Origin of the sequence: Bradyrhizobium sp. 23 (assembly GCF_023073295.1) — a bacterium.
Classification (GTDB): Bacteria; Pseudomonadota; Alphaproteobacteria; order Rhizobiales; family Xanthobacteraceae; genus Bradyrhizobium; species Bradyrhizobium canariense_D.
Window position 1 is genome coordinate 140,343 of the sequence record NZ_JADPJF010000103.1, and the last position, 25,354, is coordinate 165,696.

25 protein-coding genes are annotated in these 25,354 nt (G+C 64.4%); 13 read left to right on the forward strand and 12 right to left on the reverse strand.

Annotation, left to right across the window (positions count from 1 at the left end; translation table 11 throughout):
- The first annotated feature begins 27 nt into the window (after nucleotides 1–27).
- The 6 genes from IVB32_RS25775 to IVB32_RS25800 all read left to right on the forward strand — a co-directional run bounded on the left by IVB32_RS25775 (nucleotide 28) and on the right by IVB32_RS25800 (nucleotide 5,911).
- Nucleotides 28–639 (forward strand): glutathione S-transferase family protein, encoded by a 612-nt coding sequence (locus IVB32_RS25775; protein ID WP_018457568.1) that lies wholly within the window; start codon nucleotides 28–30, stop codon nucleotides 637–639.
- Nucleotides 640–654: 15 nt separating this feature from the next.
- Nucleotides 655–1,524, forward strand: a complete 870-nt coding sequence (locus IVB32_RS25780; RefSeq protein ID WP_018457569.1) for an MBL fold metallo-hydrolase — start codon at nucleotides 655–657, stop codon at nucleotides 1,522–1,524.
- Nucleotides 1,525–1,658: 134 nt separating this feature from the next.
- Nucleotides 1,659–2,810 carry an alpha/beta hydrolase gene (locus IVB32_RS25785; RefSeq protein ID WP_026233401.1) on the forward strand — a complete coding sequence of 384 codons (1,152 nt, stop codon included), beginning with the start codon at nucleotides 1,659–1,661 and terminating at the stop codon, nucleotides 2,808–2,810.
- A gap of 62 nt (nucleotides 2,811–2,872) precedes the next feature.
- The gene (mbfA, locus tag IVB32_RS25790) at nucleotides 2,873–3,844 is read left to right on the forward strand and encodes an iron exporter MbfA (RefSeq protein ID WP_018457571.1); all 972 of its coding nucleotides are present in this window, start codon (nucleotides 2,873–2,875) and stop codon (nucleotides 3,842–3,844) included.
- Nucleotides 3,845–4,074: 230 nt separating this feature from the next.
- Nucleotides 4,075–5,547: an amidase gene (locus tag IVB32_RS25795; protein WP_018457572.1), complete on the forward strand. Its 1,473-nt coding sequence runs from the start codon at nucleotides 4,075–4,077 to the stop codon at nucleotides 5,545–5,547.
- A 10-nt stretch (nucleotides 5,548–5,557) separates the two neighbouring features.
- A complete protein-coding gene (locus IVB32_RS25800; RefSeq protein WP_018457573.1) occupies nucleotides 5,558–5,911 on the forward strand; it encodes a nuclear transport factor 2 family protein in 354 nt (117 codons plus the stop codon).
- Nucleotides 5,912–5,968: 57 nt separating this feature from the next.
- Here the strand turns inward: IVB32_RS25800 and IVB32_RS25805 are convergent, their stop codons facing one another.
- On the reverse strand, nucleotides 5,969–6,451 hold the full coding sequence (locus IVB32_RS25805) for a CinA family protein (protein WP_018457574.1): 483 nt from the start codon (nucleotides 6,449–6,451) through the stop codon (nucleotides 5,969–5,971).
- A 169-nt stretch (nucleotides 6,452–6,620) separates the two neighbouring features.
- On the opposite strand from IVB32_RS25805, the gene IVB32_RS25810 reads away from it, so the two are divergent.
- The 3 genes from IVB32_RS25810 to IVB32_RS25820 are packed head-to-tail and all read left to right on the forward strand — an operon-like array spanning nucleotide 6,621 to nucleotide 9,225.
- Nucleotides 6,621–7,679: an amidohydrolase family protein gene (locus IVB32_RS25810; RefSeq protein ID WP_018457575.1), complete on the forward strand. Its 1,059-nt coding sequence runs from the start codon at nucleotides 6,621–6,623 to the stop codon at nucleotides 7,677–7,679.
- 23 nt (nucleotides 7,680–7,702) lie between these two features.
- Nucleotides 7,703–8,812, forward strand: coding sequence for an amidohydrolase family protein (locus IVB32_RS25815; RefSeq protein WP_018457576.1), 1,110 nt, complete (start codon nucleotides 7,703–7,705; stop codon nucleotides 8,810–8,812).
- The gene (locus IVB32_RS25820) at nucleotides 8,812–9,225 is read left to right on the forward strand and encodes a Rieske (2Fe-2S) protein (RefSeq protein WP_018457577.1); all 414 of its coding nucleotides are present in this window, start codon (nucleotides 8,812–8,814) and stop codon (nucleotides 9,223–9,225) included. Before IVB32_RS25815 ends, IVB32_RS25820 begins: the two co-directional genes overlap by 1 nt.
- 37 nt (nucleotides 9,226–9,262) lie before the next feature.
- Here IVB32_RS25820 and IVB32_RS25825 read toward each other — a convergent pair whose 3' ends face one another.
- Nucleotides 9,263–10,162, reverse strand: coding sequence for a transcriptional regulator GcvA (locus tag IVB32_RS25825; RefSeq protein ID WP_026233402.1), 900 nt, complete (start codon nucleotides 10,160–10,162; stop codon nucleotides 9,263–9,265).
- 110 nt (nucleotides 10,163–10,272) lie between these two features.
- On the opposite strand from IVB32_RS25825, the gene IVB32_RS25830 reads away from it, so the two are divergent.
- Both IVB32_RS25830 and IVB32_RS25835 read left to right on the forward strand, forming a co-directional pair.
- Nucleotides 10,273–10,476 carry a DUF1127 domain-containing protein gene (locus tag IVB32_RS25830; RefSeq protein ID WP_007599575.1) on the forward strand — a complete coding sequence of 68 codons (204 nt, stop codon included), beginning with the start codon at nucleotides 10,273–10,275 and terminating at the stop codon, nucleotides 10,474–10,476.
- A gap of 80 nt (nucleotides 10,477–10,556) precedes the next feature.
- Nucleotides 10,557–11,180, forward strand: coding sequence for a GNAT family N-acetyltransferase (locus IVB32_RS25835; protein ID WP_018457580.1), 624 nt, complete (start codon nucleotides 10,557–10,559; stop codon nucleotides 11,178–11,180).
- 51 nt (nucleotides 11,181–11,231) lie between these two features.
- Here the strand turns inward: IVB32_RS25835 and IVB32_RS25840 are convergent, their stop codons facing one another.
- Both IVB32_RS25840 and IVB32_RS25845 read right to left on the reverse strand, forming a co-directional pair.
- Entirely contained in the window at nucleotides 11,232–12,062 is an 831-nt protein-coding gene (locus IVB32_RS25840; RefSeq protein WP_018457581.1) for an enoyl-CoA hydratase, read from the reverse strand.
- A 111-nt stretch (nucleotides 12,063–12,173) separates the two neighbouring features.
- Complete coding sequence (locus IVB32_RS25845; protein ID WP_018457582.1) at nucleotides 12,174–12,875, reverse strand: SDR family NAD(P)-dependent oxidoreductase; 702 nt, start codon at nucleotides 12,873–12,875, stop codon at nucleotides 12,174–12,176.
- Between the two features lie 231 nt (nucleotides 12,876–13,106).
- Here IVB32_RS25845 and IVB32_RS25850 point away from each other — a divergent pair, with 231 nt between their 5' ends.
- Both IVB32_RS25850 and IVB32_RS25855 read left to right on the forward strand, forming a co-directional pair.
- A complete protein-coding gene (locus IVB32_RS25850) occupies nucleotides 13,107–14,891 on the forward strand; it encodes an acyl-CoA dehydrogenase family protein (protein ID WP_026233403.1) in 1,785 nt (594 codons plus the stop codon).
- A gap of 44 nt (nucleotides 14,892–14,935) precedes the next feature.
- The gene (locus tag IVB32_RS25855) at nucleotides 14,936–16,024 is read left to right on the forward strand and encodes a Zn-dependent alcohol dehydrogenase (protein ID WP_018457585.1); all 1,089 of its coding nucleotides are present in this window, start codon (nucleotides 14,936–14,938) and stop codon (nucleotides 16,022–16,024) included.
- Between the two features lie 27 nt (nucleotides 16,025–16,051).
- Here IVB32_RS25855 and IVB32_RS25860 read toward each other — a convergent pair whose 3' ends face one another.
- The 8 genes from IVB32_RS25860 to IVB32_RS25895 form a co-directional block, all read right to left on the reverse strand.
- Nucleotides 16,052–17,470, reverse strand: a complete 1,419-nt coding sequence (locus IVB32_RS25860; RefSeq protein WP_247411929.1) for a hypothetical protein — start codon at nucleotides 17,468–17,470, stop codon at nucleotides 16,052–16,054.
- Between the two features lie 192 nt (nucleotides 17,471–17,662).
- The gene (locus IVB32_RS25865; RefSeq protein ID WP_026233404.1) at nucleotides 17,663–17,938 is read right to left on the reverse strand and encodes a DUF1488 family protein; all 276 of its coding nucleotides are present in this window, start codon (nucleotides 17,936–17,938) and stop codon (nucleotides 17,663–17,665) included.
- A gap of 77 nt (nucleotides 17,939–18,015) precedes the next feature.
- Nucleotides 18,016–19,494, reverse strand: a complete 1,479-nt coding sequence (locus IVB32_RS25870) for an AMP nucleosidase (RefSeq protein ID WP_018457588.1) — start codon at nucleotides 19,492–19,494, stop codon at nucleotides 18,016–18,018.
- Between the two features lie 175 nt (nucleotides 19,495–19,669).
- A complete protein-coding gene (locus IVB32_RS25875) occupies nucleotides 19,670–21,004 on the reverse strand; it encodes an HlyD family type I secretion periplasmic adaptor subunit (protein WP_018457589.1) in 1,335 nt (444 codons plus the stop codon).
- Nucleotides 21,001–22,746 (reverse strand): type I secretion system permease/ATPase, encoded by a 1,746-nt coding sequence (locus IVB32_RS25880; RefSeq protein WP_018457590.1) that lies wholly within the window; start codon nucleotides 22,744–22,746, stop codon nucleotides 21,001–21,003. The genes IVB32_RS25875 and IVB32_RS25880 overlap by 4 nt, the downstream gene beginning before the upstream one ends.
- Before the next feature lie 260 nt (nucleotides 22,747–23,006).
- Nucleotides 23,007–23,276: a GlsB/YeaQ/YmgE family stress response membrane protein gene (locus IVB32_RS25885; RefSeq protein WP_007605178.1), complete on the reverse strand. Its 270-nt coding sequence runs from the start codon at nucleotides 23,274–23,276 to the stop codon at nucleotides 23,007–23,009.
- A gap of 97 nt (nucleotides 23,277–23,373) precedes the next feature.
- A complete protein-coding gene (locus IVB32_RS25890; RefSeq protein WP_018457591.1) occupies nucleotides 23,374–24,351 on the reverse strand; it encodes an ABC transporter ATP-binding protein in 978 nt (325 codons plus the stop codon).
- Nucleotides 24,348–25,354 (reverse strand): amidase (locus IVB32_RS25895; protein ID WP_247411794.1); only part of this gene is annotated, 1,007 nt, incomplete at its 5' end. The genes IVB32_RS25890 and IVB32_RS25895, both read right to left, overlap by 4 nt.

Genomic DNA, 25,354 nt, shown 5'->3' on the forward strand with positions numbered 1-25,354 from the left:
TCAAGACCGATCGCAGGGAATTGTCCCATGAAGCTCACCTTCTCCCCCGCCTCGCCCTTTGCCCGCAAGGTGCGCATCGCCGCGATCGAGCTCGGGCTGATCGACAAGATCGAACTCACGCCGGCGAGCGTCGCGCCCGGCACGGCCAACGAGGACTATTCACGCATCACGCCGCTGAAAAAGCTGCCGGTGCTGATCACCAATGACGGCGACGTCATCCTGGACTCGTATGTCATCGTCGAATACCTCAACGAGATGGCCGGCGGCAGCCTGATCCCCGATTACGGTCCGCGGCGCTGGAAGGCCAAGACCAATCATTCCCTGATCAACGGCATGCTCGATTCCATGCTGCTGTGCCGCTACGAGAAGATGGTGCGACCGCAGGGCCTGCAATGGCAGGCGTGGTCGGACGACCATTGGAATCGGGCCTGGACCGGCATGGCGCGCTTCGAGAACATGCCCGATGTCCTCAACGGTCCGTTCGACATCTCGCAGATCGGCCTCGTCTGCGTGCTCGGCTATGCCGACTTCCGCTTCGCCGATTGCGGCTGGCGCAAGGCCTATCCGAAGCTCGATGCCTTCCATCAAAAGATGCTCGAGCGGCCCTCCGTGAAGATCTCGGTGCCGCCGGCGGCGTAAAGCGCGGGAGTTCATATGAGCCTGAAATACGCGGTCGGCGATCTCACCATCCATCGCATCATCGAGCAGGAAACCTCGTTCGTCCCGGCGCTGGAGATGTTGCCGGGGCTGACACCGGAGCTGCTGGCCGAGAACCGCGCGTGGATGAGGGAGGCGAAAGCCTTGGATGACGGCGACACATTGATGCTGTGCTTCCAGTCCTATGTGATCAAGACGCCGCACCACACCATTCTGGTCGACAGCTGCATCGGCAACGACAAGCCGCGGCCGCAGCGCCCGAAATGGAACATGAAGACCGACGACACCTATCTGCGCGGACTCAACGCTGCCGGATTCTCGCCTGACGACATCGACTTCGTGATGTGCACGCATCTGCATGTCGATCACGTCGGCTGGAACACGCGTCTGGAGAACGGCCGCTGGGTGCCGACCTTCCCGAAAGCGCGCTACGTCTTCGCCAAGCAGGAGTTCGATCATTGGACCGAGCAGAACGCGAAGGCGGAGGTGCCGCCCTTCGCCGACAGCGTGCTGCCGGTGGTCGAGGCCAAACGCCACGAGCTTGTCGGCAACGATCACCAGATCGGCGATCACGTCCGCATCCTGCCGACGCCGGGCCACACGCCGGGCCATATCGCCATCACGATGGGCCACGGCAAGGACGACGCCGTGTTCTCCGGCGACCTCATGCACTCACCGATCCAGACGCTCTATCCGGAGCTGTCGGTCAAGTTCGACCTCGATCAAGCCAGGGCGGCAACGACGCGCCGCAGCTTCCTGGAACGCTATTGCGACACCGACACGCTGTGCTGCACCGCGCATTTCCCGTCGCCGTCCGTTGGGAAGATCCGGCGCAAGGGCAGTGGCTTCGTATGCGCGGCGGTGTAGTCGAATGGCGCAATCGTAGGGTGGGCAAAGCGAAGCGTGCCCACCATGCCAAACGCGTTGTAGAATGATGGTAGGCACGGCGCGCGAAGCGCGCCTTTGCCCTCCTTACGATTCCACCCGTGTGGAGAAAGCAAATGACAATGCTCCCCGACATCCCGCTCCCCGCCGGCATCCGCTCACGCTATGTCGACGATATCAACGGCCTGCGCATGCATGTGCTGGAGGCCGGCTTCGAGACCAAGGGGCGGCCCTGCACCCTGCTGCTGCACGGCTTTCCCGAGCTTGCCTTCTCCTGGCGAAAGGTGATGCCGGCGCTGAGCTCGGCTGGCTATCACGTGATCGCGCCGGACCAGCGCGGCTATGGCCGGACGACGGGATGGAGCGCGGAGTATGACGGCGATCTCGCGCCCTTTTCGCTCTTCAACCTGGTGCGGGATGCGCTCGGGCTGGTGTCGGCGTTCGGCTACAGGCAAGTCGACGTGGTCGGACATGATTTCGGCAGCCCAGTCGCGGCCTGGTGCGCGCTGATGCGGCCCGACGTATTTCGTTCGGTGACGATGATGAGCGCGCCATTCGGCGGAGCGCCGCCGCTGCCGTTCAACACGGTCGACACGCCGGTAAAGCCAGCGGCCGAAGACCCCGTGCATCGCGAGCTCGCCGCCTTGCCGCGTCCACGCAAGCATTATCAATGGTACTATGCGACACGCCCGGCCAATGCCGACATGCACCGCGCGCCACAGGGCGTGCATGATTTCCTGCGCGCCTACTATCATCACAAGAGCGCGGACTGGACCGACAACAAGCCATATCCGCTGAAATCCTGGTCGGCGAACGAGCTTGCGAAGCTGCCGACCTATTATGTGATGGACCTGAACGAGACCATGGCCGAGACGGTCGCGAAGGAGATGCCCTCGCAGGCCGCAATCGCCGCCAATCAATGGCTGCCCGACCGCGAGCTCGGCTACTACAGCGCCGAATATGGCCGCACTGGATTCCAGGGCGGCCTGCAATGGTACCGCTGCGGCACATCGGGCGCATTCAACAGCCAGCTCCAATTGCTGGCCGGCCGCAACATCGACATCCCCTCCTGCTTCATCTCGGGCAAGCAGGATTGGGGCACCTATCAGCGTCCCGGCGTATTCGAGGCCATGCAGGCGCGGGCCTGCACGAAGCTGCTGGGCTGCCACCTCGTCGATGGCGCCGGTCACTGGGTGCAGCAGGAGCAGCCGGCCGAGGTGAGCCGCCTGCTGCTCGATTTCCTGGCGAAGAGCCGCGGCGTGGTTTGACCCGGTAACCCAAGCGCCCTATATAGTTTAGAATTATTCTAAACTAATCAGACAGGGCCGCCGTGAAGAATTTTGCCGATCTGACCGAGCGCGAGGTGCTTGCGGTCGCAATCTCCTCCGAGGAGGAGGACAGCCGCATCTACATGAGCTTCGCCGAAGACTTGAAGGAGCGCTATCCGGACTCCGCCAAGATCTTCGAACAGATGGCCGAGGAAGAGCGCGGCCATCGCCACATGCTGCTGGAAATGTACGAGCAGCGCTTCGGTCCGCATTTGCCCCCGATCCGCCGCGAGGACGTCAAAGGCTTCCTGCGCCGCCGTCCGGTCTGGCTCACCAAAAACCTGTCGCTCGACACCATCCGCAAGGAGGTCGAGACAATGGAATTGCAGGCCGAGCGCTTTTACGTGAAGGCCGCTGAACAGGCGCAGGATGTCGGCGTGCGCCGCCTGCTCGGCGATCTGGCCGAGGCCGAGAAGGGCCACGAAGAGGTGGCGGCGAAGCTGACGGATCGGATCCTGAGTTCAGACGTGCGCGCCGAGGAAGACCGCACCAACCGGCGCATGTTCGTGCTGCAATATGTGCAGCCAGGTCTCGCCGGCCTGATGGACGGCTCCGTCTCGACGCTGGCGCCGCTGTTTGCGGCTGCCTTCGCCACGCATCAGAATTGGCAAACATTTCTGGTCGGCCTCGCCGCCTCGATCGGTGCCGGCATCAGCATGGGCTTTGCGGAAGCGCTGTCCGATGACGGCTCGCTGACCGGGCGTGGTTCGCCCTGGCTGCGCGGTCTCACCTGCGGCTTGATGACGACGCTAGGCGGGCTTGGGCACACCCTGCCCTATCTCGTGCCCGATAGCTGGGCCAACGCATTCTGGATCGCGACGGGAATCGCCGGAATTGTCGTGTTCTTCGAATTGTGGGCGATCGCCTTCATCCGCGCGCGCTACATGGACACGCCGTTCCTCCAGGCCGTGTTCCAGATCGTGCTCGGCGGCGCGATCGTGCTGGCGGTGGGGATATTGATCGGAGCGGCGTAGGACGCCTTCATGCCCCGGCTTGACCGGGCATCCAGCACGCCGCGACCTGTCCGTGTCCAATCGGCGCCGGTGGAATACTGGATCGCCCGGTCAAGCCGGGCGATGACTGCGAGTGGTTGCTTGGCTCACCGCGTTCCGTCTTGCTCAGATGTCAATCGCGATCAAACGGCGGTTGCGGTGCTGGGCCAAACTGCGCATCATTGTTCCACGCTAAGAACAGGAGATGCGGGATGGCCAAATCCGAATGGAGCTTCAAGAGCGCGGTCGAGCTGTCGGCGGCACTGACGGCCAAGAAGGTTTCCGCGGTCGAGCTCACGCAGGATGCGATCGACCGCATCGAACGGCACGACAGCAAGGTCAACGCGATCTGCGTCCGGGATTTCGACCGTGCGCTGGACGCCGCACGCGAGGCAGACGCCGCATTGGCGCGCGGCGAGCGAAAGCCGCTGCTCGGTCTCCCCATCACTGTGAAAGAATCCTACAACATCGCCGGCCTGCCCACGACCTGGGGCTGGACGCCGCAGAAAGATTTCAAGCCGGCGGAGGACGCGCTGTCGATCGCCCGGGTCAAGGAGGCCGGTGGCGTCATCCTCGGCAAGACCAACGTCCCCGTGGGCTTGGCGGATTGGCAGAGCTACAACGAGATCTACGGCACGACGAACAATCCGTTCGATCTCGGCCGCACGCCGGGTGGCTCGTCGGGCGGCTCGTCTGCGGCGCTCGCGGCAGGCTACGGACCACTCTCGCTTGGGTCCGACATCGGCGGCTCGTTGCGCGTGCCCGCCTTCCATTGCGGGGTCTATGCGCATAAGCCGACCTACAATCTCTGTCCAACGCGTGGCCACACGCCGCCGCCCTTTCCAGCCATCCCGATGGAGCGCGATATGGCGGTGATCGGTCCGATGGCGCGGAGCGCAGTCGACCTGCCCCTGCTCCTGGACGTGATGGCAGGCCCCGATCCGTTGGACCTGGGCATCGGATACAAGCTCGCGCTGCCGGAGGCGCGACACCGCGCGCTGAAGGATTTCCGGGTGCTGGTGATCGACAGCCATCCGCTGCTGCCTGCGAATGCAGATATTCGCGGCGCGATCGAAAAACTGGCGGGGCAATTGACGGGCACGGGCGCGCGCGTCGCGCGCGAAAGTCCGCTGTTTCCGGACTTCACGGAGGCTTCTCGCCTCTACATGCGCATGCTGATGAGCTTCCTCGGCGCCTTCCTTCCGCCGGACAATCTCGCGCGCGCGCGTGCCGGTGCAGCGCAGCTCTCACCCGACGACAAGAGTCTCGCTGCCGAACGGCTGCGTGGTATCACCAGCACGCATCAGGCCTGGGTATTCGACGAGGGCGCCCGCGCCGGCCTGCGCGCGCAATGGCGGCAATTGTTCAAGACATTCGATGCGGTGATCTGTCCGATCATGCCCACGCCGGCCTATCCGCATGATCATTCGCCGGAGCAGGAAAAGCGCCGAATCAACATCGATGGCAAGGACCACGCCTATCCGGACCAGCTTGCGTGGCCCGGCATCGCCACGCTGACGGGCCTGCCGGCAACGGCTGTTCCACTCGGCCTATCGAAGGACGGCCTGCCGGTCGGCGTGCAAATCATCGGGCCCTTCCTCGAGGACCACACGCCGTTGAAGCTCGCCGAGCTGATCGAACGCGAGTTCGGCGGGTTCGTGCCGCCGCCCTTGTTCAATGACTGAGAGAAACCCCATGAGCAACGACCTCGAACAGCTCACCGCGCTCAACCGCGACTATGTGGCCTCGGTGCAGAATTGCGACGTCAAGCGCTTCGACGAGATTTTGGCGCCGGAGTTCTACTGCTCCAATCCCGACAAGACGCTGGTCGATCGCGAGGCCTTCCTGAAGCAGACGGCGCGGCCGATTGCGATCCGAAACCTCAGAGAGCACGACGTCATCATCCGTATCATGGGTGATTTCGCCATCATCCACGCGGCAACGAGCTACACCAATGCGGACGGCCAGCAGGCCACCGGGCGCTATACCGATTGCTGGGCGAAGACGAACGGGACGTGGCTGGCGGTGTCGGCGCACGTGTCGCGGTAAAGAGCGCGTCACACCACACATTCTCCGGCACAGCCAGATATTCGGGAGGCCGCGAGCTCACCGCTCCAGATTCTTCAGCAGCAATTTCAGCGCTGTCGCTGCAAAGGTCTGCATATTGGCCAAGCGGTCGTTGCTGCCCGTCTCAAGCGTCATCACCTCGACTGCGGGCCCGGCGACCGCCATGCAGCTGTGGCCCGCCGCATCGCCGTAGCGATTGCCGGTGGGACCGGACGCCCCGGTCTCCGACAGGCCCCAATCGCAGTTGAAACGGCTGCGCATCTGCCCGGCCAGCAATTGCGCGTAGGGCTCCGAGGAGGAACGAAAGCCCTTCATTCCTTCGTCCGAAATATCCATCAGCACGCGCCTGGCATCGCGAGTGTAGACCACGGCCCCGCCGAGGAAATAAGCGGACGCGCCGGGCACCGCGAGAAGGCTGGCCGAGATCAGGCCGCCGGTCGAGGATTCCGCAACAGCAATGGTCTGTTTGCGCGCGATCAGCTTCGCTGCGACCTGTTCCGCAATGCCGACGAGCTCTTTCATTCCTTGACCCCTTATTGCTTCGCAACCGAGCTCGGCCTTTCTAGCATATGACAGCGCCGTTGGCCGAGTTGCAGCCAACGGGCAGGCCTGCTTGAATGGCGGCCAAAGGGCGGAGCGGCCAAGCTCTGCCCGCGGGAAAGACGCGACGAGGAAACGTGAAGGACACGTCATGGCGTCCCTGATCGCCGGCGGAGTGGATTGCGATGTGCATCCGGCCGTGCCGCATCTGACCAGCCTGCTGCCGTACCTGAACGAGTATTGGCGCGATCAGGTGACGACGCGCGGCATGGTCGATCTCATCTCGCAATCCTACCCGCAGAACTCGCCGATCACGGCGCGGCCCGACTGGCGCCCCGAAAGCGGCAAGCCGGGTGAAAGCCTGGCGGACATGCAGCGCCATGTGCTCGATCCCTTCCAGCTCTCGCACGCCATCTGCAATCCGCTCTACGGCGTGCAGATGGTGTTTTCAGAGGATCTGCAGGCCGCCTTCTGCCGCGCGCTGAACGACTGGCTCGTGAAGGAATGGCTCGATCGCGATCCGCGGCTGCGCGGCTCGATCGTGATCCCCACCCAAAGCGTCGAGAAGGCCGTCGCCGAGATCGAGCGCTGTGCGACGGACCGCCGCTTCGTGCAGGTGCTGATGCTCGTGATGGGCGATACGCCGCTCGGCAAGCGCGCGCTCTGGCCGATCTACGAGGCGGCGGAACGGCTGGAATTACCGATCGGCATTCATGCCGGTTCCGCCTATCACAATCCGCCGACCGCCGTGGGCTGGGGTTCCTACCACATCGAGGATTATGCCGGTCAGGCCCAGGCGTTCCAGACCCAGCTCACCAGCCTGATCGTCGAGGGCGTGTTCGTCAAATATCCGCGGCTGAAGATGGTGATGCTTGAATCCGGGGTGTCCTGGATCTCCCCATTTCTATGGCGCCTGCACAAGTTCTGGCGTGGGGTGCGGATGGAGACGCCGTGGGTTGATCGCGCGCCGCTGGACATTGTGCGCAGCAACATCCGCTTCTCGTTGCAGCCATTCGATGCACCGCCGGATGAGGCGACATTAATTCGCCTGTTTGATCATATGCAGTCCGACGAATTGGTCGTATTCTCCACCGACTATCCGCACTGGCAGTTCGACGGCCAGGAGGCGCTGCCCGCAGGTCTCACCCCCGATCTCGTGCGCAAGATCATGATCGATAATCCGCATGCGACCTATCCCCGCCTGACTTAGCCGCTGCCAAAGGAGGCAAGGCGATGAATATTCAGTTCCGCGAAAGCTCCGAAGCCGCTTCCCCACTGGCCGTCAAAACCGCGATCGCGGACTGCGACATCCATCCGGCACGCGCGACCCGCGCCGAGCTCTATCCCTACCTGGCCAAACGCTGGCAGCATCATCTCGAAGTGTACGGCGTCCATGCCTATCAGGGCATGATGGAAGGCCCGCCCTATCCGAAGGCCCAGCCCAACGCCTCGCGCCGCGACGCCTATCCGCCGGAAGGCGGGCCGCAGGGCTCCTCGCTGTCCTTCATGCAGAAGCAGCTGCTCGATCCCAACAACGTGCAGCTCGGCGTGCTCAATCCGCTCAACACCGGGCAAGGCATCCGCAATCACGAGCTTTCGGCGGCCTTGTGCTCGGCGATCAACGACTGGCAGATCGACAAATGGACCAGCAAGGACAAGCGGCTGAAGGCGTCCATCGTCGTCGGCAATGAGGACGGGCTGTCAGCCGCCGCGGAAATCCGCGAGCGTGCCGGCGACAAGAATTTCGTGCAGGTGCTGCTGCTCAGCCGCAATGTCGAGCCGCTCGGCCAGCGTCGCTACTGGCCTATCTATCAGGCTGCGGAAGAGGCCGGCCTTCCCGTCGGCGTCCACGCCTTCGGCTTCGGCGGCAACCCCATCACGCCGTCGGGCTGGCCCTCCTATTACATCGAGGAGATGGTCGGCCACTCGCAGTGCCAGCAATCGGCGCTCGCAAGCCTCGTGCTGGAGGGCGTGTTCGAGCGCTTCCCGAAGTTGAAGATGGTGATGATCGAGGCCGGCTTCGGCTGGGCGCCGTCGCTAGCATGGCGGCTCGACAAAGTCTGGCAGCGCCTGCGCAGCGAGGTGCCGCATGTCAAGCGGCCGCCGTCCGAATATATCCGCGAGCAGGTGTGGTGGACGACGCAGCCGATGGAGGATCCGGAGCGGCGCGAGGATCTGTTCGATGTCATCAAGTGGATCGGCTGGGACCGGCTACTGTTCGCGACCGACTATCCGCACTGGGATTACGACGAGCCGTCGCGCGTGCTGCCCGCGGGCGTCAGCGACGACGACCGCGAGGCCTTCTATCTCGGCAATGCGAAGAAGCTGTACGGGATCAGTTGATGGCGCGGCATGTGATTGCCGCGGTCGACGAGCTTCCGCCCGGCACGCGAAAATTTCTGGAGATCGACGGACGGCCGATCGCAATCTTCAACATCAAGGGTGAATATTTCGGCCTGATGAACCGCTGCCCGCATCAGGGCGCTGCGCTGTGCGAGGGACCCTTGATCGGGCTCGCGCAATCGAAGGATCCGGGCGAGATCGAATATACCAAGCTCGGCGAGATCATTCGCTGCCCCTGGCATGGCTGGGAGTTCGACATCCGCACCGGCCAGTCCTACTGCGACCCTCGCCGCTTCCGCGTGAAGGCCTACCCGGCCCATGTCGAGCCGGGTGCAAGCGTGGTGAAGGGGCCGTATGTCGCCGAGACGATACCCGTGAAGATCGAGAGCGACTACGTCGTGGTGGAGCTGTAGCGAGAAGCAGGTTGCGCGGACATGCGCCGGCACGATTTCAGGCCTTATTCCGCGTTGCCGCGATCATCCACTCACGGAATGCGGCGAGCTTCGGCGCTTCGCGGCGCCCCTCCGGCGCGACCAGGTAGAAGCCCGCATCGGCCGGCAGCGCGATCTTGAAGGGGACCACTAGTCGCCCCTTGGCGATGTCGTCCTGGACATAGGAGGTCCGCCCCATCGCCACGCCGATGCCGTCGATCGCGGCCTGGATGGTCATGAAGATCATGTCGAAGGTGATGCCGGGCTGCCTGGCGATGTCGGCCGGCAGACCCGCCGCCGTCAACCACAGCCGCCAGTCGTCGCTGTTGGCGTTGGAGGTGTGCAGCAGCATGTGGCTCTTGAGGTCCTCGGGACAGCGCAACGGCTTGTCGCCACGCAGCAGAGACGGGCTGCAGACCGGAAACAGCTCGTCCGCCATCAGCCAGTCGGCGCGCAAGCCCGGCCACTGGCCGCGCCCGTAGCGGATCGCGGCATCGACATTGTCGCGCTGGAAGTCGACGAGGCTGGTGGAGGTCGTGATACGGACGTCGATGCCGGGATGGTGCTCCTGGAAATCGGTCAGCCGCGGCAGCAGCCATTTTGCGGCGAGCGAAGCCAGCGTCGAGACCGTCAGCACCTTGTCATCGTCCTTGCGCAGCAGCCGATCGGTGGCAAGCCGGAGGTCGTTGAAGGCGGCGCGGACGCCCGGCAGATAGTCGCGCGCCTCGGCCGTCAGCGCCAGCGCGCGGTTCTGCCGGACGAACAGGCGGATGCCGAGCTCCTCCTCGAGCCTGCGGATCTGGTGGCTGATCGCGGTCTGGGTCACGTTCAGCTCGGACGCCGCCAGCGTGAAGCTGAGATGGCGCGCGGCGGCCTCAAAGGCCCGCAATCCATTCAGGGAGGGCAATCTGGCAGTCATCTGGCAGCAGGATACATGACGTTATTTCATGCGAAAGAGTACAAATTGTCGTTTGTCGCAGTGCACCCGGAAGCAGATATTAGCGGTCAACTTAGCTCCAGGAGCTGGCAATGTCTACTTTGACCCAGAATTCGATGACAAATCATCATGCGCCAGGGCTGATCCACCAGATCGGCGAGACGCTTCACGTTTGGCACGAGCGTTACCGGACCCGGCGTGAGCTCACCAACTGGTCCGCGCGCGACCTTCAGGACGTCGGACTGTCCTGGAGCGATGTCGCCTACGAGGCCGACAAACCCTTCTGGCGGGCCTGATTGGCCGCCAGGCCGGCGCCGCCTGACTGTGGGGGCGCCGGCGGTCCCTTTCCCCTTTGGTCCCCTTGGGGGCGCGTGTCATGAGCACCCTTCGCCTGGAAGATCTGAAGCAATATTCGGACACGCTGCGCACGCGACACGGCGAGGCGCTGCGCGTTCGTTTCGTCGAGCCGCGCGACACCGAGGAGCTCCAGCACTATTTTCGCTCGCTCTCGACGCGGTCCCGATACAACCGCTTCTTCGGCGCGATCAGCGAACTGCCGCAGGGCCTGCTGCACGAATTCCTTCAAATCGGCGAGCGCGAACGTTTTACCGTGGTGGCGACCATGATGGTCGACGGCTTCGAGACCATCGTCGCCGAAGCGCGCTATGCGCTGCATGCCGAAACCGCGACGCTTGAATTCGGTCTGTCGGTTGCCGACCGCTGGCAGGGCCACGGCATCGCCACCGTGCTGATGAAGAATCTTGAATGCCGCGCGGCCGCGCTCGGCGCCGACCACATGTTCGGCGACACGCTGCGCTCCAACGCCGCCATGATCTCGGTCGCGCGTAAATCGGACTTCGCCTTCGTCAACCATCCGGACGACTGGAAGCTAGTGCGCTTCGACAAGGAGATCTCCGTCGCACCGAAAGACATTCCCTGCGCGAGCTGGCGCCTCGTCGCTCTTTCCCGTCAGGCCGATAGCCCCTCAGCCTCGGCCTGACACCACTCGAGCCCGGCCTGGCGAAAACCAGAGCCGGGCATTTTTGCGCCGCTACTTCCCCGTGAACACCGCCTTGCGTTTCTCGATGAAGGCCTGCACCGCTTCCTTGTGATCGGCGGTCGTGGTCAGGCGAACCAGACGTTCGGCCTCGTGGTCGCGCGCGGTCTCGAAGTCGAACAGCAGGGCCTCGTCGAGATTGTCCTTCATGTAGCGCAACGCGAGGCGCGGACCTTCAGCGAGGGATTTTGCCAGTGCAAAGGCCTCCGCCTGCAATTTGTCATCGGGCACCACGCGGTTGACGAGGCCGATGGCCTCGCACCTGACAGCATCGACCCGATCGCCGGTGAACAGCAGCTCGCGCGCCCGCGCGGTGCCGACGAGGCGCGTCAACAGCCACGCGATGCCATAGTCGCCGGACAGCGCGATGCGCGCATAGCCGGTGGCCACGAAGGCCGATTGCGCGGCAATGCGGATATCGCAGGCCATGGCGATGGCGAGCCCCGCGCCGACCGCCGGCCCCGGCAGCGCCGCGATGGTCGGCTTGCGCACCGACACCAGCGCGCCGGTGAGCAGGCGCTGCCGCTCCTGGAGATCGGCGACCTTGTCGTCAAAGGACATCTCCAGCTTCTTCGGGTCGCGATGCGCGCCCATGCCCTTGACGTTGCCGCCGGCGCAGAACGCTTCGCCGGCGCCGGTGATCAGCAGCGCGCCGACATCGGGGTTCTCGCCGCAGGAGCGGATCATCGTACGCAGCGCCGGGGTCAGCGCGTCCGACAGCGAGTTGCGCGCCTCGGGCCGGTTCAGCGTGATCAATGCGACGCGATCGCGGATCACGCAGAGGAGTTCACTGGTGCCGGTATCGATGGTGGTTTCCGTGGACATGATTCCCGCCCTTGTAGGATGGGCAAAGCGAAGCGTGCCCACCAATTGCTGTTTCGTCGTTGATAGTGGGCACGGCGCTATGCGCCTTTGCCCACCCTACGGCAGCTTGCCTCAAAACTTCTCCACCCAGGGCCGCAGCTCCAGCTCCCAGCTCCAGGCGCTGCGCGGCTGCTGCAACACGTTCCAGTAGCTCTCCGCGATGGCATCGGGATCGAGCATTGAATCCGGCTTCTCCGGCGCTTCCGTGCGCGCTGCGCTCCTGATGCCGCCATCGATCACGAAATGGGCGACATGGATGCCTTGCGGCGACAATTCGCGCGCCATGCTCTGCGCGAGCCCGCGCAGTGCGAACTTGCCCATCGCGAACGGCGCGGACTGCGCATAGCCCTTGACGCTTGCCGAAGCGCCGGTGAACAGGATCGCGCCGTGCTGGTTCGGCAGCATGCGCCTGGCCGCTTGCTGCGCCACCAGGAAGCCGCCATAGGCACTGACCGCAATGGCGTTCGCCACGTCGGCCGGAACGAGATCGACGAACGGCCCGCGCGCGCGGCCGCTGGCGTTGTAGACGACCACGTCGGGCATGCCGATCTCGCGTTCGACCAGGCCAAACAGGCGTTCGACCGCATCAGGCTCGGTGGCGTTGCAGGCATAGGCCTTGGCGCCGGTCTCGCTGCAGAGCGCGCCGAGCTTCTCGATTTTTCGCGCGGCCAGCGCGACGCGGATGCCCTGGGCGGACAACAACCGCGCCAGCGAGGCGCTCAGGCCTTCGCCGGCGCCGACGATGAGGGCGATCTTGTATTTCGGGTGTTCCATGGCGTGATCTCTCGAAGACGGGAAGCCGCTGATCTATGCACGGTCCGCGCGGACAACCAGCCGGGACGATCATAATTCCGCAGAGCGAATTGCGCCCTCACGGCGATCATGCCTCCCTGACAATTTGCGGCTTTATCCGCTTTCGCGACTGGAGCATGATCGACATCATCACAAGCGGCAAGCGCCAAATCAGCGCAAAATGACCGCAAGGCGGAAACGAAGAGGATGATCATGCGACAGCCGGCCCCCGCGCAGCCAAAACAGGTCGCGGCCGCACCATCCGGACTGCTGGCTCCCGATACCACCGGCATGAATTTCTACCGCGCCGATCAGGCACTCACCGATCTCCTCCGCATTCATCTACCGGAGACGCTATTCCGCCACATCGAGCCGCATCTCGATCGGCTGGGCGAACTCGCCGGCGGCGTGCTCGATGAATGCGCGCGGCTCGCCGACCGGCACACACCGGTGCTGCACCAGCGCGACAAGTTCGGTCGCGACGTGCAGTGGATCGAATACCACCCGGCCTATCGCGAGCTGGAGAAGGCCGCCTTCGGCGAGTTCGGCATCCACGCGCTCTCGATCCGCAAGGGCATCATGGGCTGGCCGGACAAATATCCTGTCGTCGCCAAGCACGCCTTCACCTTCCTGTTCAACCAGACCGAATTCGGCATGGGTTGCCCGATCAACGTAACCGACGGCTGCGCCAAGCTGCTCGCGAATTTCGGCAGCGAGGCGCTGAAGGCGAAATATCTCGACGGACTAACCCAGACCGACATGAGCAAGCTGACCCAGGGCGGCCAGTTCATGACCGAGAAGGAAGGCGGCTCCGATGTCGGCACGCTGACCACGACGGCCGTGCAGGAAGGCGACCATTGGCGCCTCACCGGCGAAAAATGGTTCTGCTCGAACGCCGACGCAAAGATCGTGATGCTGCTGGCGCGCCCCGAAGGTGCCGGCCCCGGCACGCGCGGAGTCGGCCTGTTTCTGATGCCGCGCTTCCTCGACGACGGCTCGCAGAACCACTACCGGATCGTGCGTCTGAAGGACAAGCTCGGCACGCGCTCGATGGCCTCGGGTGAAATCAAGCTCGAAGGCGCGATCGCCTACGCGGTCGGCAAGCTCGACCGCGGCTTCGTGCAGATGGCCGAGATGGTGAACTCGTCGCGGCTCTCAAATGGCGTCAAATCCACCGCGCTGATGCGGCGGGCCTACCATGACGCGATGACGGTGGCGAAAAACCGCGTGGTGTTCGGCAACCGCATCATCGACCTGCCGCTAGGTCGGCGCCAGATGCTGAAGATCATGCTGCCGGTCGAGCAGGCGTTGTCGATGAGCTTTCTCACTGCGGACGCGCTCGACCGCGCCGAGGCCGGCAGCCAGGATGCGGCCGCACTGCTGCGCATCCTGACGCCGACCTTGAAATTCCGCGCCACCCGCGATGCGCGAAAGGTCTGTGGCGATGCGCTCGAGATGCGCGGCGGCATCGGCTATATCGAGGAATTCGCGACCGCCCGCCTGCTCCGCGACGCGCATCTCGGTTCGGTCTGGGAAGGCACCGGCAACATCGTCGCGATCGATGCGCTGAGGCGTGCGGTCGGCCGCCACGGCGCCGAATCCGCGCTGGCCGCCGATCTGCATGCTCGCCTCGATGACAGCCCCTCGGTGCCGCAGGCCTGGCGCGACCGGCTGCACACGCTCACCGATCGTGCGGTGGGCTTCGCACGCGAGGTCGCGGGAAAGGCCGACAATGAGGCCGATGCGCGCCGCGCCACCAGCCTGCTCTATCATGTCGCCGGTGCCGTCGCGCTCGCCTGGGAGGCGCATCGTATTCACGACATGCGGGGCGATGCGCGCAGGCTGTTGTTGTCGCGGCTGGTGATCGATCACCGGGTGTCGCCGAGCGATCCGTTCCGGCTGACGGAAAATGCCGTGCAGCAGAAGATCGCGGCGCTGCTGCTCGGCGATCGTGCAGGCAGCATGAGCGAGGTTGGCGAACTGGTCCTGGCAGCGTAGGCTGCACCCACGTTCGAAGCAAAAAAAGCGATAGGGAGTGCTCGATGAAGGCGGCCGTCCTCCATGAAGTCAACAAGCCCCTAGTCATCGAGGATGTCAGCCTGCCGAAGCCCGGCCCGCGCGAGGTCCTGATCCGGACCTCGGCCGCAGGTCTCTGCCACTCCGATCTGCACTTCATGGAAGGCCTTTATCCGCATCCGCTGCCCGCGGTGCTCGGGCACGAGTCGGCCGGTGTCGTCGAGCAGGTCGGCTCCGACGTCACCTATGTGAAGCCCGGTGATCATGTCGTCACCTGTCTTTCGGTATTCTGCGGCACCTGCGACAACTGCACCACGGGCCGCACGGTGCTCTGCACCGACACCACGGTGAAATTGCTGCCGGGGGTGTCCAATCGGATGCAATGGGCTCGCTCCGAGAAGCTGCATCAGTTCCTCAACCTCTCGTCCTTCGCCGAGCAGATGCTGGTGCACGAGAACGCGATCGTCAAAATCCGCAAGGAGATGCCGCTCGATCTGGCCGCGCTGATCGGCTGCGGCGTCATCACCGGCTACGGCGCGGTCGTGAACACGGCGAAGGTGACGGCCGGCGAGACCGTGGCCGTGATCGGCTGCGGCGGTGTCGGCATGGCCGCGATCAACGGCGCGCAGATCGCGGGCGCCGGCCGCATCATTGCCATCGACACCAACCCGGCCAAGCTCCAGCTCGCGACCAAGCTGGGCGCCACCGACATCATTAATCCGGCAGACGGCGACGTCGTGAAGCAGGTGCGCGATCTCACCAATGGCGGCGTGCATCATTCCTTCGAGGTGCTCGGCCGCAAGGAGACCGCGGAGCAGGCCTTCGGCATGCTCGCCTCGGGCGGCACGGCCACCATCGTCGGCATGATTCCGTTCGGCCAGAAGATCGAGCTGCACGGCTTCGACTTCCTGCGCGAGCGCAGGATCCAGGGCTCATCGATGGGCTCGAACCATTTTCGCGTCGACATGCCGCGGCTGGTGGATTTCTACCTGCGCGGCCGGCTGCATCTGGAAGACTGGATCTCGGCCAAGCTGAAGCTCTCCGAGATCAACGAAGGGTTTGCCAACATGAAGGCCGGCAAGACGCTGCGCAGCGTGATCATGTTTGACAGCTGATGGCTCGATGACGCGGGCCGCCCAGGATTAAGGCAACTGGTCCGGGCCGGCCAAGTCGCCACGCGACTCTTTCAGGAGCAGCAGCGCCGCAGCTGTCACGAGACCCGTGGCGAGCAGGTACAGGGGCGATATGTTCAAACCGGGCCCTTCGATGACCAGATAGGAGAACAATCCCGCGGTCGACGCGATGAAGCCGAGCCAAGCAAGCTTCGGAAAGCGAAATCCACGTTCGCCGCGCCAAAGATCATGCACGAGGTAGTACACGAGAAGGCTGTTGCAGAGTGCCGCCGGCAGCACGCCCAGGACGATTCCGTTTTCGAACGCGAGATAGGATAACACGCCGTCGACCTGAGCAATCACCGCGAAGGGCACATAGCGCGGATTGAGGCAGGCCAGCGCGATCGACGCAAGCTCGAACGCGTAGAAGTACCGCTCGTGCATCTTCGGGAGCAGATACGGCATGAGCATGAGCGATACACAGGCGACGAGCAGAATAAACTCCGGCCCCGCCCGTCGAGAGCGCGCGATGAAGATCGACAAGGCGAGCCCGCTCGCGGCCGCGAGCACCATGCCGACGGCGACTCCGATCGCGTACGGCAGTCCGCCAGCCAGCACCCAGATGTTCGCTGCGTTCATGGTGAGGCGATTGAAGGTGTGAGCTTGGTCCAGATAGACCGCGAACACGGAGGCCAAAGATCTACCGGCGACCAGAACCGGAATGGCGAGAACCACATAGATCCCGGGAACGGTGGCGAGCCATGCCGGGTGGATCCTGCGGCGCAGAATCATGCCGAGCACGAAGGGTCCCAGGAACACGCCCTGAGCCTTCACCGAAAATGCCATCGCAAATGACGCAACGCCATTTCGGTCCCGCATGAACAGCGCGATGGAAACCAGCGTGAAGTACGTCCAGATCGAATCACTCTCCGCCCACACCGCGCCGTTGAAGATCACCGTCGGTGCAAGCCAGACAGCGCAGAAGGCCAGGGAAGCTCGCAACGGCAGCTTTGTCGCTCGCCAGACGATCTGGGCCACAGTGATCGCGCAGCCCAACTCGAATACTGCCGAGATCGCTTTCACGAGGGAAAGTGGCTCGCCTAGCCAATCAAATCGGGCGGCAATCAGCAGGAGGTAGCTGTAGAACGGCGTGTAGTTGGTAAAGGCTTCGGCCAGCCCGGCGACTCCGTGATCGCGAGCAAAGACATACCAGGGGATCAGATGCTGAATGGCGTCATCGGTCGCGTGTTCCCGGGCAACGTAGCGGAGCGCAAGGCCGACAAGTCCACATCCGATCGCGACGGCGATTGCAAGCCGCCAACTCTCTGGCTGCGTCTTGTTCGGATTGACGTCATGACCGGGCCCGCGGATCGCGTCGATTCCAACAATGTCTTTTGTCACGCGATCACTCGTGAGGCTCCATTTCGTGACCCAACCTCTACGGGCCATCAATTCATAGCTGGATAACGTCTGGTTTCGCAGGTCTTAAGATTGCCGCGAAACGGTTGCTTGGTTAGCGAATGCTTTAGAGGAATTGACGCTCGTCGAAATGGCTGCCGGCGGGAAGGTAAGCCCGGCAAGACCAAATCTTGACCAACTGATGAACTGTCCTGGAGCATGACGGCGGAGGCTGGAGCGGCACTATCGCTGCAAATGTCGCGTGAAGATCCGCACCACATGGCCCCTGACCCGCGGCGCCTCGTCGTAGAGGTCTGAGGCGAGCCGCTCGATGGTCTCGCGCAGCGACAGGAACTGGGCCTGCCGCGCGCTGCTTTCGGTGCCTTGCATGCCCGCAAGCTCGTCCATGGCGGCGTCGCTGATCTGGCACTGCACGACCTCGCCGTCGTTCAGCATGGTGAAGCGAAAGGCGAGCCGTTCGAGATCATGGCCAATGATCCTGTCGCGCATGAGTGGCATCAATTCGTCCCGGTCGACCCCCGCGCCGAAAATGCCGAAAATCCCGCTGCTTGTCAGCAGCAAAGGCAATCCATGGCCTACTGAAATGCAACTTCGGCGAAACTGCGGAGCTTGCGGGAATGCAGTCGCTCGGATTCCTGCTGCTTGAGCCGTTCCAGCGCCTTTAAGCCGATCTCGAGATGCTGGCCGACGCGGCGGCGGTAGAATTCGCTGGCCATGCCTGCGAGCTTGATCTCGCCGTGGAGAGGCTTGTCGGAGACGCACAGCAGCGTGCCGTAAGGGACGCGAAAGCGGTAGCCGTTGGCGGCAATCGCGGCCGATTCCATGTCGAGCGCAACCGCGCGCGATTGCGACAAGCGGCGAATGACATCGGGCCCGCTGATCTCCCAATTGCGGTTGTCGACGCTCGCGACGGTGCCGGTGCGCATCAGGCGCTTGAGCTCGAATCCTTCGAGCCCGGTGACGTCCTCGACCGCCTCCTCGAGCGCCACCTGCATCTCCGCGAGCGCCGGGATCGGCACCCACAGCGGCAACTCACGATCGAGCACATGGTCCTCGCGCACATAGCCATGGGCGAGCACGTAGTCGCCGAGCCGCTGCGTGTTGCGCAGGCCCGCGCAATGGCCGAGCATCAGCCAGGCATGGGGCCGCAGCACGGCAACATGGTCGGTGACGTTGCGCGCGTTCGACGGACCGGTGCCGATGTTGATCAGGGTGATACCACGATAGCCGGGCGCGGCCAGGTGGAAGGCAGGCATCTGCGGCGTGCGCGCGGGCGCAACGCCCGTCGTCGCGCCGCCGCTGCGCGTGATCACATTGCCTGGAGCGACGAAGGCATCGAGGCCCGCCTCGCCAGCCTGAAGCCGCTGCTGGCAAAGCTGCGCGAAGGCGTCGACATAGAACTGGTAGTTGGTGAAGATCACGAAGTTCTGGAAATACTCTGGATCCGTGCCCGTGTAGTGGTAGAGCCGGCGCAGCGAGTAGTCGACGCGGGCCGCCCGAAACAGGGACAGCGGTTCGGGCGCGCCGGGCTGGAGCTCGAAAGTGCCGTCGGCGATGGCATCGTCCATGGTGGCCAGATCAGGCACGTCAAACGCATCGCGCAGCGATCGCGTCACCGGCGAGTTCTCGCTGGTGGTGATGGCGGCTTCGATGTTGATGTCGCGGCGATAGGCGAAGTGAACGGGGATCGGTTCGCTGGACTCGCCGATTTCGACTGGGACACCGTGGTTCTGGATCAACAGTCCGATCTGCTCTGTGAGATAAGTCCGGAACAGATCCGGCCGCGTGACGCTGGTCTCGTGCACACCGGGCCGCGCGACGAAGCCGTAGGCGAGCCGCGAATCCAGCCGCGCATGCGTCGCGGTGGTGATACGGACGAAGGGATAGAAGGCCCGCACCCGCGTCGTGATTGCCTCGCCGTTGACGTAAGCTTCGAACCGGTCGCGCAGGAACTTCGTGTTGCGCTCGTAGATCTCTTCGAGGCGGGCGACGGCGAGGCCGGCGTCGGAATAGGATTCGGTGGCGACGGAGGGTGGAGATTGGATGGATTGCATTGTTCGACGCCGGGTTTGCTGGGGCTGAATCGAACTATAGCAAGAAAACTAAAGCAAGAAAGAAGCCGCCCGTCATTGCGAGCGTAGCGAAGCAATCCAGAAATCTCGCCACGGAGGCGACCTGGATTGCTTCGCTGCGCTCGCAATGACGAATGGGATGACGCGCTTTCGCGCGTCACTTCTCCCGGAACGCTCGCATGAACTGGTCGTGCAGCGGCTTCATCAGGTAGGACAGCATGGTGCGATCGCCGGTCTGGACGAACGCTTCCGCCGGCATGCCGGGGATCAGCCTGGAGTCACCGAGCTTGGCGACCTCCTCTGCGGACAGCGAGACGCGGATGGTGTAGTAGCTCTGGCCGGTGCGCTGATCGGTGGTGACGTCGGGCGAGACGCGGCTGACGACGCCGTTGAGCTCCGGCGTTGTGCGCTGGTTGAACGCGGACAGGCGCAGCAGCGTCTTCTGGCCGATCTGGAGCTTGTCGATATCGACCGGATTGACCTTGGCTTCGACCTGGAGATCGTCGGCCTGCGGCACGATCAGCATGAGGGCGTCGCCGGCGGTGATGACGCCACCAACGGTATGCACCGTCGATTGCAGCACCATGCCGTCCTGCGGCGCGCGGATGTCGACACGGCGAAGCTGGTCCTCGGCGGCGACCTTGCGCTCGATCATTTCGCCGATCTTGTCGTTGGTCTCGCGCAGATCCTTCGAGACCTCGCTGACCATGTCCTTGTCGACCTGGATGATCTGGAGCTCGGTCTCGGTGATCTTGCCCTTGGCCTGCGCCCGCGAGGCGATGTATTGCGCGCGCTCGCCGTTGAGGCGGGCGCTGTCGCGTTCGAGCGTGGTCAGACGGGAGATCTGCACCAGGTGCTTGTCATAGAGATCGCGGACACCCACGAGCTCCTGCTGCACCAGCGAAATTTCCTTGTCCTTGGCCCGCTCCTGCGCGGAGAGGCCCTCGATCTCTTCATTGAGCTGCTGGATGCGCTCGCGCAGCTGCGCCTTCTGGCCGGCGCGTCCGTTGACGCGGACGTCGAACAGCTTGGTTTCGGCGGAGAGCAGCGCCTTGACGTCGGGATCGTTGCCGCGATCGAGCAACGCTTGCGGGTAGTCGATCCTGTCGATTCCGCGCTGCTCGGCCTGGAGCCGCGCCGCACGCGCCTGCGCCGCGTCGAGATTCTTGGTGACGATGGCGAGATTCGCCTTGGTGACGGTGTCGTCGAGCCGCACCACGATGTCGCCAGCCTTAACTACGTCGCCATCGCGAGCACGCACCTCGCCGACGACGCCGCCGGTCGGATGCTGCACCTTTTTGACATTGGACTCGACGACGATCTGACCCGGCGCGATCAGCGCGCCCGAAATCTGCACCGTCGAAGCCCAGCCGCCGAGGCCGACCAGGAGGACCAGCACGATCCCAAGCCCGAGCATCAGGTGAAACCGGATCGACTGCCGTACGGTCCTCTTCGCGGCAGGCTTCGCGCCGCCGAGCGCCATCGTGCTCATGCCTTGGCTCCGCCTTCGCTGACGATCTTGATCGGCGCCGGCGGCGTCACGCGCGGCTGGAGCACCTGGGCGAGCACCTGTTCCTTCGGCCCGAAGGCCTGCATGCGGCCGTCGCGCAGCACCAGGATCTGGTCAACCGCTTCCACGCCGATCGGACGGTGCGCCACTACGATGACGATGGCGCCGCGCTCGCGCGCCGCGCGGATGGCGCGGGTCAGCGCCTCGTCGCCTTCGGTATCGAGATTGGAATTGGGCTCGTCGAGCACGATCAGGAAGGGGTTGCCATAGAGCGCGCGCGCCAGCGCCACGCGCTGCGCCTGGCCCGCGGAGAGCGCCGTGCCCTGCTCGCCGACCTGGGTGTTGTAGCCCTCGCGCATCTTGATGATCATCTCGTGCACGCCGGCTTCCTTGGCGGCGCCGATGATGCCGTCAGACGTGGCCTCGGGATCGAAGCGGCTGATGTTCTGCGCGATGGTGCCGCCGAACAATTCGACGTCCTGCGGCAGATAGCCGATGTGGCGGCCAAGCATGTCCGACGACCACTGGTCGAGCGCCGCGCCGTCGAGCCGCACCTTGCCGCGGACCGGCTGCCAGACGCCGACCAGCGCGCGGATCAGCGACGACTTGCCGGAGCCGCTCGGTCCGATCACGCCGAGGCCATTGCCGGCTTCGAGCGCAAAGGTGATGTCTTGCACGATGAGGCGCTGGTCGCCCGGCGGCACCATGGCGATACCTTCGACCGAGAGGCGGCTGGTGGGCGCCTGCAACTGGGTCGGCATCGTCTGCGCCGGCATCTGCTCGAGAAGGCGGGTCAGACGATGCCAGCTCTGGCGTGCCGCGACAAAGGATTTCCAGTGCGCGATCGCGAGGTCGACCGGCGCGAGCGCGCGTGCCGAGAGGATCGAGCCGGCGATGATGATGCCGGCGGTCGCCTCCTGGTGGATGACGAGATAGGCGCCGACCGCGAGCACGGCCGATTGCAGCATCATGCGCAGCACTTTTGCGACCGCGCCGAGACCGCCGGCGACGTCGCTCGCACGCTGGTTGCCGTCGAGATATTTTTCGTTGGCCTCGCTCCAGCGCGCGTTCATCCGGCCGGCCATGCCCATCGACACCATGACTTCGGCATTGCGGCGGCTGGCCTGGGCGAGATCGTTGCGCTGGGCGGCGAGCCCCATCGCCTCGCGCGCCGGCTGGCGGGACATGAACTCGGTGACCAGCGTCAACCCGACCAGGATGACGGCTCCGACCAGCGCGGTGACGCCGATCATGACGTGGAAGGCGAAGCAGATGGCGAGATAGAGCGGCAGCCAGGGCAGGTCGAAGAACGCGCTCGGTCCCATGCCGCCGAGGAAGGAACGGACATTGTCGAGATCCCGCAGCGGCTGAAGCCCCTCGTTGCGGCTGCCAACCAGCAGCGGCAGGCGCACGATGGTGTCGAACACCCGCTTGTTCAAGGCTTCGTCCAGGGCGGTACCGACCCGGCCCAAGATCCGGTTGCGGATCATGTCCAGCACGCCCTGCGCCATGTAGAGGAAACCGGCGAGGACGATCAGGCCGACCAGGGTCGGAATACTGCGGCTCGGCAGCACCCGGTCGTAGACCTCCAGCATGAAGATCGACCCGGTCAGATAGAGCAGGTTGATCATGCAGCTCATCAAGCCGACGCCGACAAACGCCGTGCGACAGGCGCGCAGCGCATCACCGAGCTCTGAGCGGCGGACGCCGGGAACGGCTGCCATCAGTCTGATCTCTTTCGGGTAGGGGCCAAAGTCCCTGATTTCAAAGGCAAATTCAGGAGTAATTGACCCGGATTAACATCGCGTTTGCGCTCATCGCTCAACGCAGTCGAACACCCGGGACCCCTATGGCCCACATCACCCCCGACCGACCTTGCACGCAAGTCCGGAATCTCACGATCTTGCGGCTTTTTCTTGCAGACATGTCACCTCTCCCCGGGCGGGGAGAGGTCAAAAGTTCGATCAATTGAACCCGGGCGCCATTAGAACCGGCCGCCGCCGCGGACCAGCCGCACCACCAGCAGCAGGATGACCGCGCCGATGGCGGAATAGATGATCTCCGATATCAGCCCGGTGCCGATGTGAATGCCGAGCTTCGGAAACAGGAAGCTTGCCACCAGCGCGCCGGCGATGCCGACCACGATATCGCCGATGATGCCGAACCCGGTTCCGCGCACCACCTTGCCGGCCAGCCAACCAGCGACGAGGCCGACGAACAGGATGACAAGCAAGCCTTCATTCGAAATGTACATAAATGAGGTCCCTCTCCGTGAACGGTTCCATGGAAGCGGAACCGGGATGAACGAGGTCTGAATGCTGTTCCCCCGTTCCCCGCTGGCGGTCCAAATATCATGACAGCGCGGTGACCGGCTCCGCCAGCACGCACCGTGCTGCCCGGCCCGGCCCGACCTCCACATTCCCAGGCAATTGCTCCAGGCAGCGCGGCTGGGCAGCGGCGCAGCGGGGCGCAAAGGAGCAGTTGTGCGGCCGCTCGCCCAGCGACGGCGGGGTGCCGGGGATGGTCTCGAGCCGCTGTCCCCGCTTGGCCCCGTGGACGGTCGAGGCGAGCAGGCCCCTGGCGTAGGGATGCACCGGCGAGCGGACGATGTCGCGAAGCGTGCCCTGCTCCACGATCTGGCCGGCATACATCACCGCGACCCGGTCGCAGATCTCGATGGCGACCCCGATGTCATGGGTGACGAAGATGACGGACATGCCGAACTCGCGCTGCAGCTCGCGCAACAGCAGCAGGATCTGGATCTGCACGGTGGCATCGAGCGCCGTGGTCGGCTCGTCCGCGAGCAATATCTTGGGACGACACGCGAGCGCCAGCGCGATCATCGCGCGCTGACGCATGCCGCCGGACATCTCATGCGGATAGGCATCGAGCCGCCGTTTTGCGGAAGGAATGCGCACGACCTCGAGCATTTCGAGTGCGCGCGCCCTGCCCTCCGCATACGACTTGCCTTCGTGACGCACCACGCTTTCGGCGATCTGCGCGCCGATGGTGTAGACCGGATCGAGCGCCAGCGCCGGCTCCTGAAAGATCATCGACACGGTTTGGCCGCGGAACGACGACAGCTGCTCGTCGTTCATGGCGAGCACGTCGCGGCCCATGACGTTGACCTTGCCCGTGATCTGCGTGCGCTTCTTCGGCAACAGGCGCATCAGCGCGCGCAAGGTCACGCTCTTGCCCGAGCCGGACTCTCCGAGCAGGCCCAGCACCTCGCCGTCGCCGAGCGAGAGACTGAGATCGTTCACGGCATAGACCGTGCGCTCCCCGGTGAAGCGGATGTTAAGGCCTGAGATCTCGACGAGCTTTGTCATGACGGAAGTTTCGGCAGCCTTTCGTGGTAGTCGGTGGCGCGCTGGAACGCGGCGCCGATGGTGAGCAAGGTCGCTTCATCGAACGAGCGGCCGATCAGCTGCATGCCGATCGGAAGACCGCTTTTGGTGAAGCCCGAGGGCACCGTGAGCGACGGCAGGCCGAGGTAATTCACCGGACGGGTGAACAGCGTCAGCCGCTGCAACAGCGCCGGCGCATTCGGCCCGCCGCCAACGTCGCTCTCCTCGATCGTTGGCGCCGGCACGGGGGACGCCGGCGCGATCATCGCGTCGACGCCCGATGTGGCAGCGTTGTGCGCGGCGAGCGCAGGTCCGCGCCAGCGCATCGCCTCGAGATAGGTGATGGCGGGGACCGCGAGGCCGTTCTGGAGCCGCATCAACACCTGCGGACCATAATCCTGCGGCCGCTCAATCATCCAGCGCTTGTGGAAGGCGGCGGCTTCGGCTGCGAGCACGAGCTGGCTTGCCGAGGACAATTGCCGCTGATCGGGCAGCTCGACCGTGACGATGTCGGCGCCCTCACGCTTGAGCACCGCAACGGTCTCGTCCAGCACGCGCGCGACCTCGCCGTCGAGATCATCGACATAGAAGGACGAGGGGACGCCGACCTTGAGGCCCTTCAGCGAGCCCTTGGTCGCGCCGACATAGTCAGACAGCGGCTCATGACTGCAGGTCGAATCCTCAGGATCAGGGCCGGCCATCAGCGCCAGCAGCAGCGCGCAATCCTCGGCGGTGCGGGCGAGCGGGCCGACCGTGTCGAGCGACTGCGACAGCGGCATCGCGCCGGCGCGGCTGACCCGGCCGACGGTGGTCTTCAATCCCGTGACGCCGCAGAAATGTGCGGGCATGCGGATCGAGCCGCCGGTGTCGGAGCCGAGCGCCGCATAGGTCAGTCGCGCCGCGACCGCCGAGCCCGAGCCCGACGACGAGCCGCCGGTGATGTGCGCAGCGTTCCAGGGATTGCGAACCGGGCCGTAATGGGCGT

What these genes read in the sequence shown, in the direction of transcription:
- IVB32_RS25795 (WP_018457572.1), top strand. Translation starts at nt 4,075, where the DNA reads ATGGCCAAATCCGAATGGAGCTTCAAGAGCGCGGTCGAGCTGTCGGCG.
- IVB32_RS25885 (WP_007605178.1), bottom strand. Translation starts at nt 23,276, where the DNA reads ATGTACATTTCGAATGAAGGCTTGCTTGTCATCCTGTTCGTCGGCCTC.
- IVB32_RS25845 (WP_018457582.1), bottom strand. Translation starts at nt 12,875, where the DNA reads ATGGAACACCCGAAATACAAGATCGCCCTCATCGTCGGCGCCGGCGAA.
- IVB32_RS25860 (WP_247411929.1), bottom strand. Translation starts at nt 17,470, where the DNA reads ATGGCCCGTAGAGGTTGGGTCACGAAATGGAGCCTCACGAGTGATCGC.
- IVB32_RS25815 (WP_018457576.1), top strand. Translation starts at nt 7,703, where the DNA reads ATGAATATTCAGTTCCGCGAAAGCTCCGAAGCCGCTTCCCCACTGGCC.
- IVB32_RS25870 (WP_018457588.1), bottom strand. Translation starts at nt 19,494, where the DNA reads ATGCAATCCATCCAATCTCCACCCTCCGTCGCCACCGAATCCTATTCC.
- IVB32_RS25890 (WP_018457591.1), bottom strand. Translation starts at nt 24,351, where the DNA reads ATGACAAAGCTCGTCGAGATCTCAGGCCTTAACATCCGCTTCACCGGG.
- IVB32_RS25825 (WP_026233402.1), bottom strand. Translation starts at nt 10,162, where the DNA reads ATGACTGCCAGATTGCCCTCCCTGAATGGATTGCGGGCCTTTGAGGCC.
- IVB32_RS25820 (WP_018457577.1), top strand. Translation starts at nt 8,812, where the DNA reads ATGGCGCGGCATGTGATTGCCGCGGTCGACGAGCTTCCGCCCGGCACG.
- IVB32_RS25800 (WP_018457573.1), top strand. Translation starts at nt 5,558, where the DNA reads ATGAGCAACGACCTCGAACAGCTCACCGCGCTCAACCGCGACTATGTG.
- IVB32_RS25855 (WP_018457585.1), top strand. Translation starts at nt 14,936, where the DNA reads ATGAAGGCGGCCGTCCTCCATGAAGTCAACAAGCCCCTAGTCATCGAG.
- IVB32_RS25835 (WP_018457580.1), top strand. Translation starts at nt 10,557, where the DNA reads ATGAGCACCCTTCGCCTGGAAGATCTGAAGCAATATTCGGACACGCTG.
- IVB32_RS25775 (WP_018457568.1), top strand. Translation starts at nt 28, where the DNA reads ATGAAGCTCACCTTCTCCCCCGCCTCGCCCTTTGCCCGCAAGGTGCGC.
- IVB32_RS25810 (WP_018457575.1), top strand. Translation starts at nt 6,621, where the DNA reads ATGGCGTCCCTGATCGCCGGCGGAGTGGATTGCGATGTGCATCCGGCC.
- IVB32_RS25785 (WP_026233401.1), top strand. Translation starts at nt 1,659, where the DNA reads ATGACAATGCTCCCCGACATCCCGCTCCCCGCCGGCATCCGCTCACGC.
- IVB32_RS25780 (WP_018457569.1), top strand. Translation starts at nt 655, where the DNA reads ATGAGCCTGAAATACGCGGTCGGCGATCTCACCATCCATCGCATCATC.
- IVB32_RS25880 (WP_018457590.1), bottom strand. Translation starts at nt 22,746, where the DNA reads ATGGCAGCCGTTCCCGGCGTCCGCCGCTCAGAGCTCGGTGATGCGCTG.
- IVB32_RS25850 (WP_026233403.1), top strand. Translation starts at nt 13,107, where the DNA reads ATGCGACAGCCGGCCCCCGCGCAGCCAAAACAGGTCGCGGCCGCACCA.
- IVB32_RS25805 (WP_018457574.1), bottom strand. Translation starts at nt 6,451, where the DNA reads ATGAAAGAGCTCGTCGGCATTGCGGAACAGGTCGCAGCGAAGCTGATC.
- IVB32_RS25840 (WP_018457581.1), bottom strand. Translation starts at nt 12,062, where the DNA reads ATGTCCACGGAAACCACCATCGATACCGGCACCAGTGAACTCCTCTGC.
- IVB32_RS25830 (WP_007599575.1), top strand. Translation starts at nt 10,273, where the DNA reads ATGTCTACTTTGACCCAGAATTCGATGACAAATCATCATGCGCCAGGG.
- IVB32_RS25875 (WP_018457589.1), bottom strand. Translation starts at nt 21,004, where the DNA reads ATGAGCACGATGGCGCTCGGCGGCGCGAAGCCTGCCGCGAAGAGGACC.
- IVB32_RS25865 (WP_026233404.1), bottom strand. Translation starts at nt 17,938, where the DNA reads ATGCCACTCATGCGCGACAGGATCATTGGCCATGATCTCGAACGGCTC.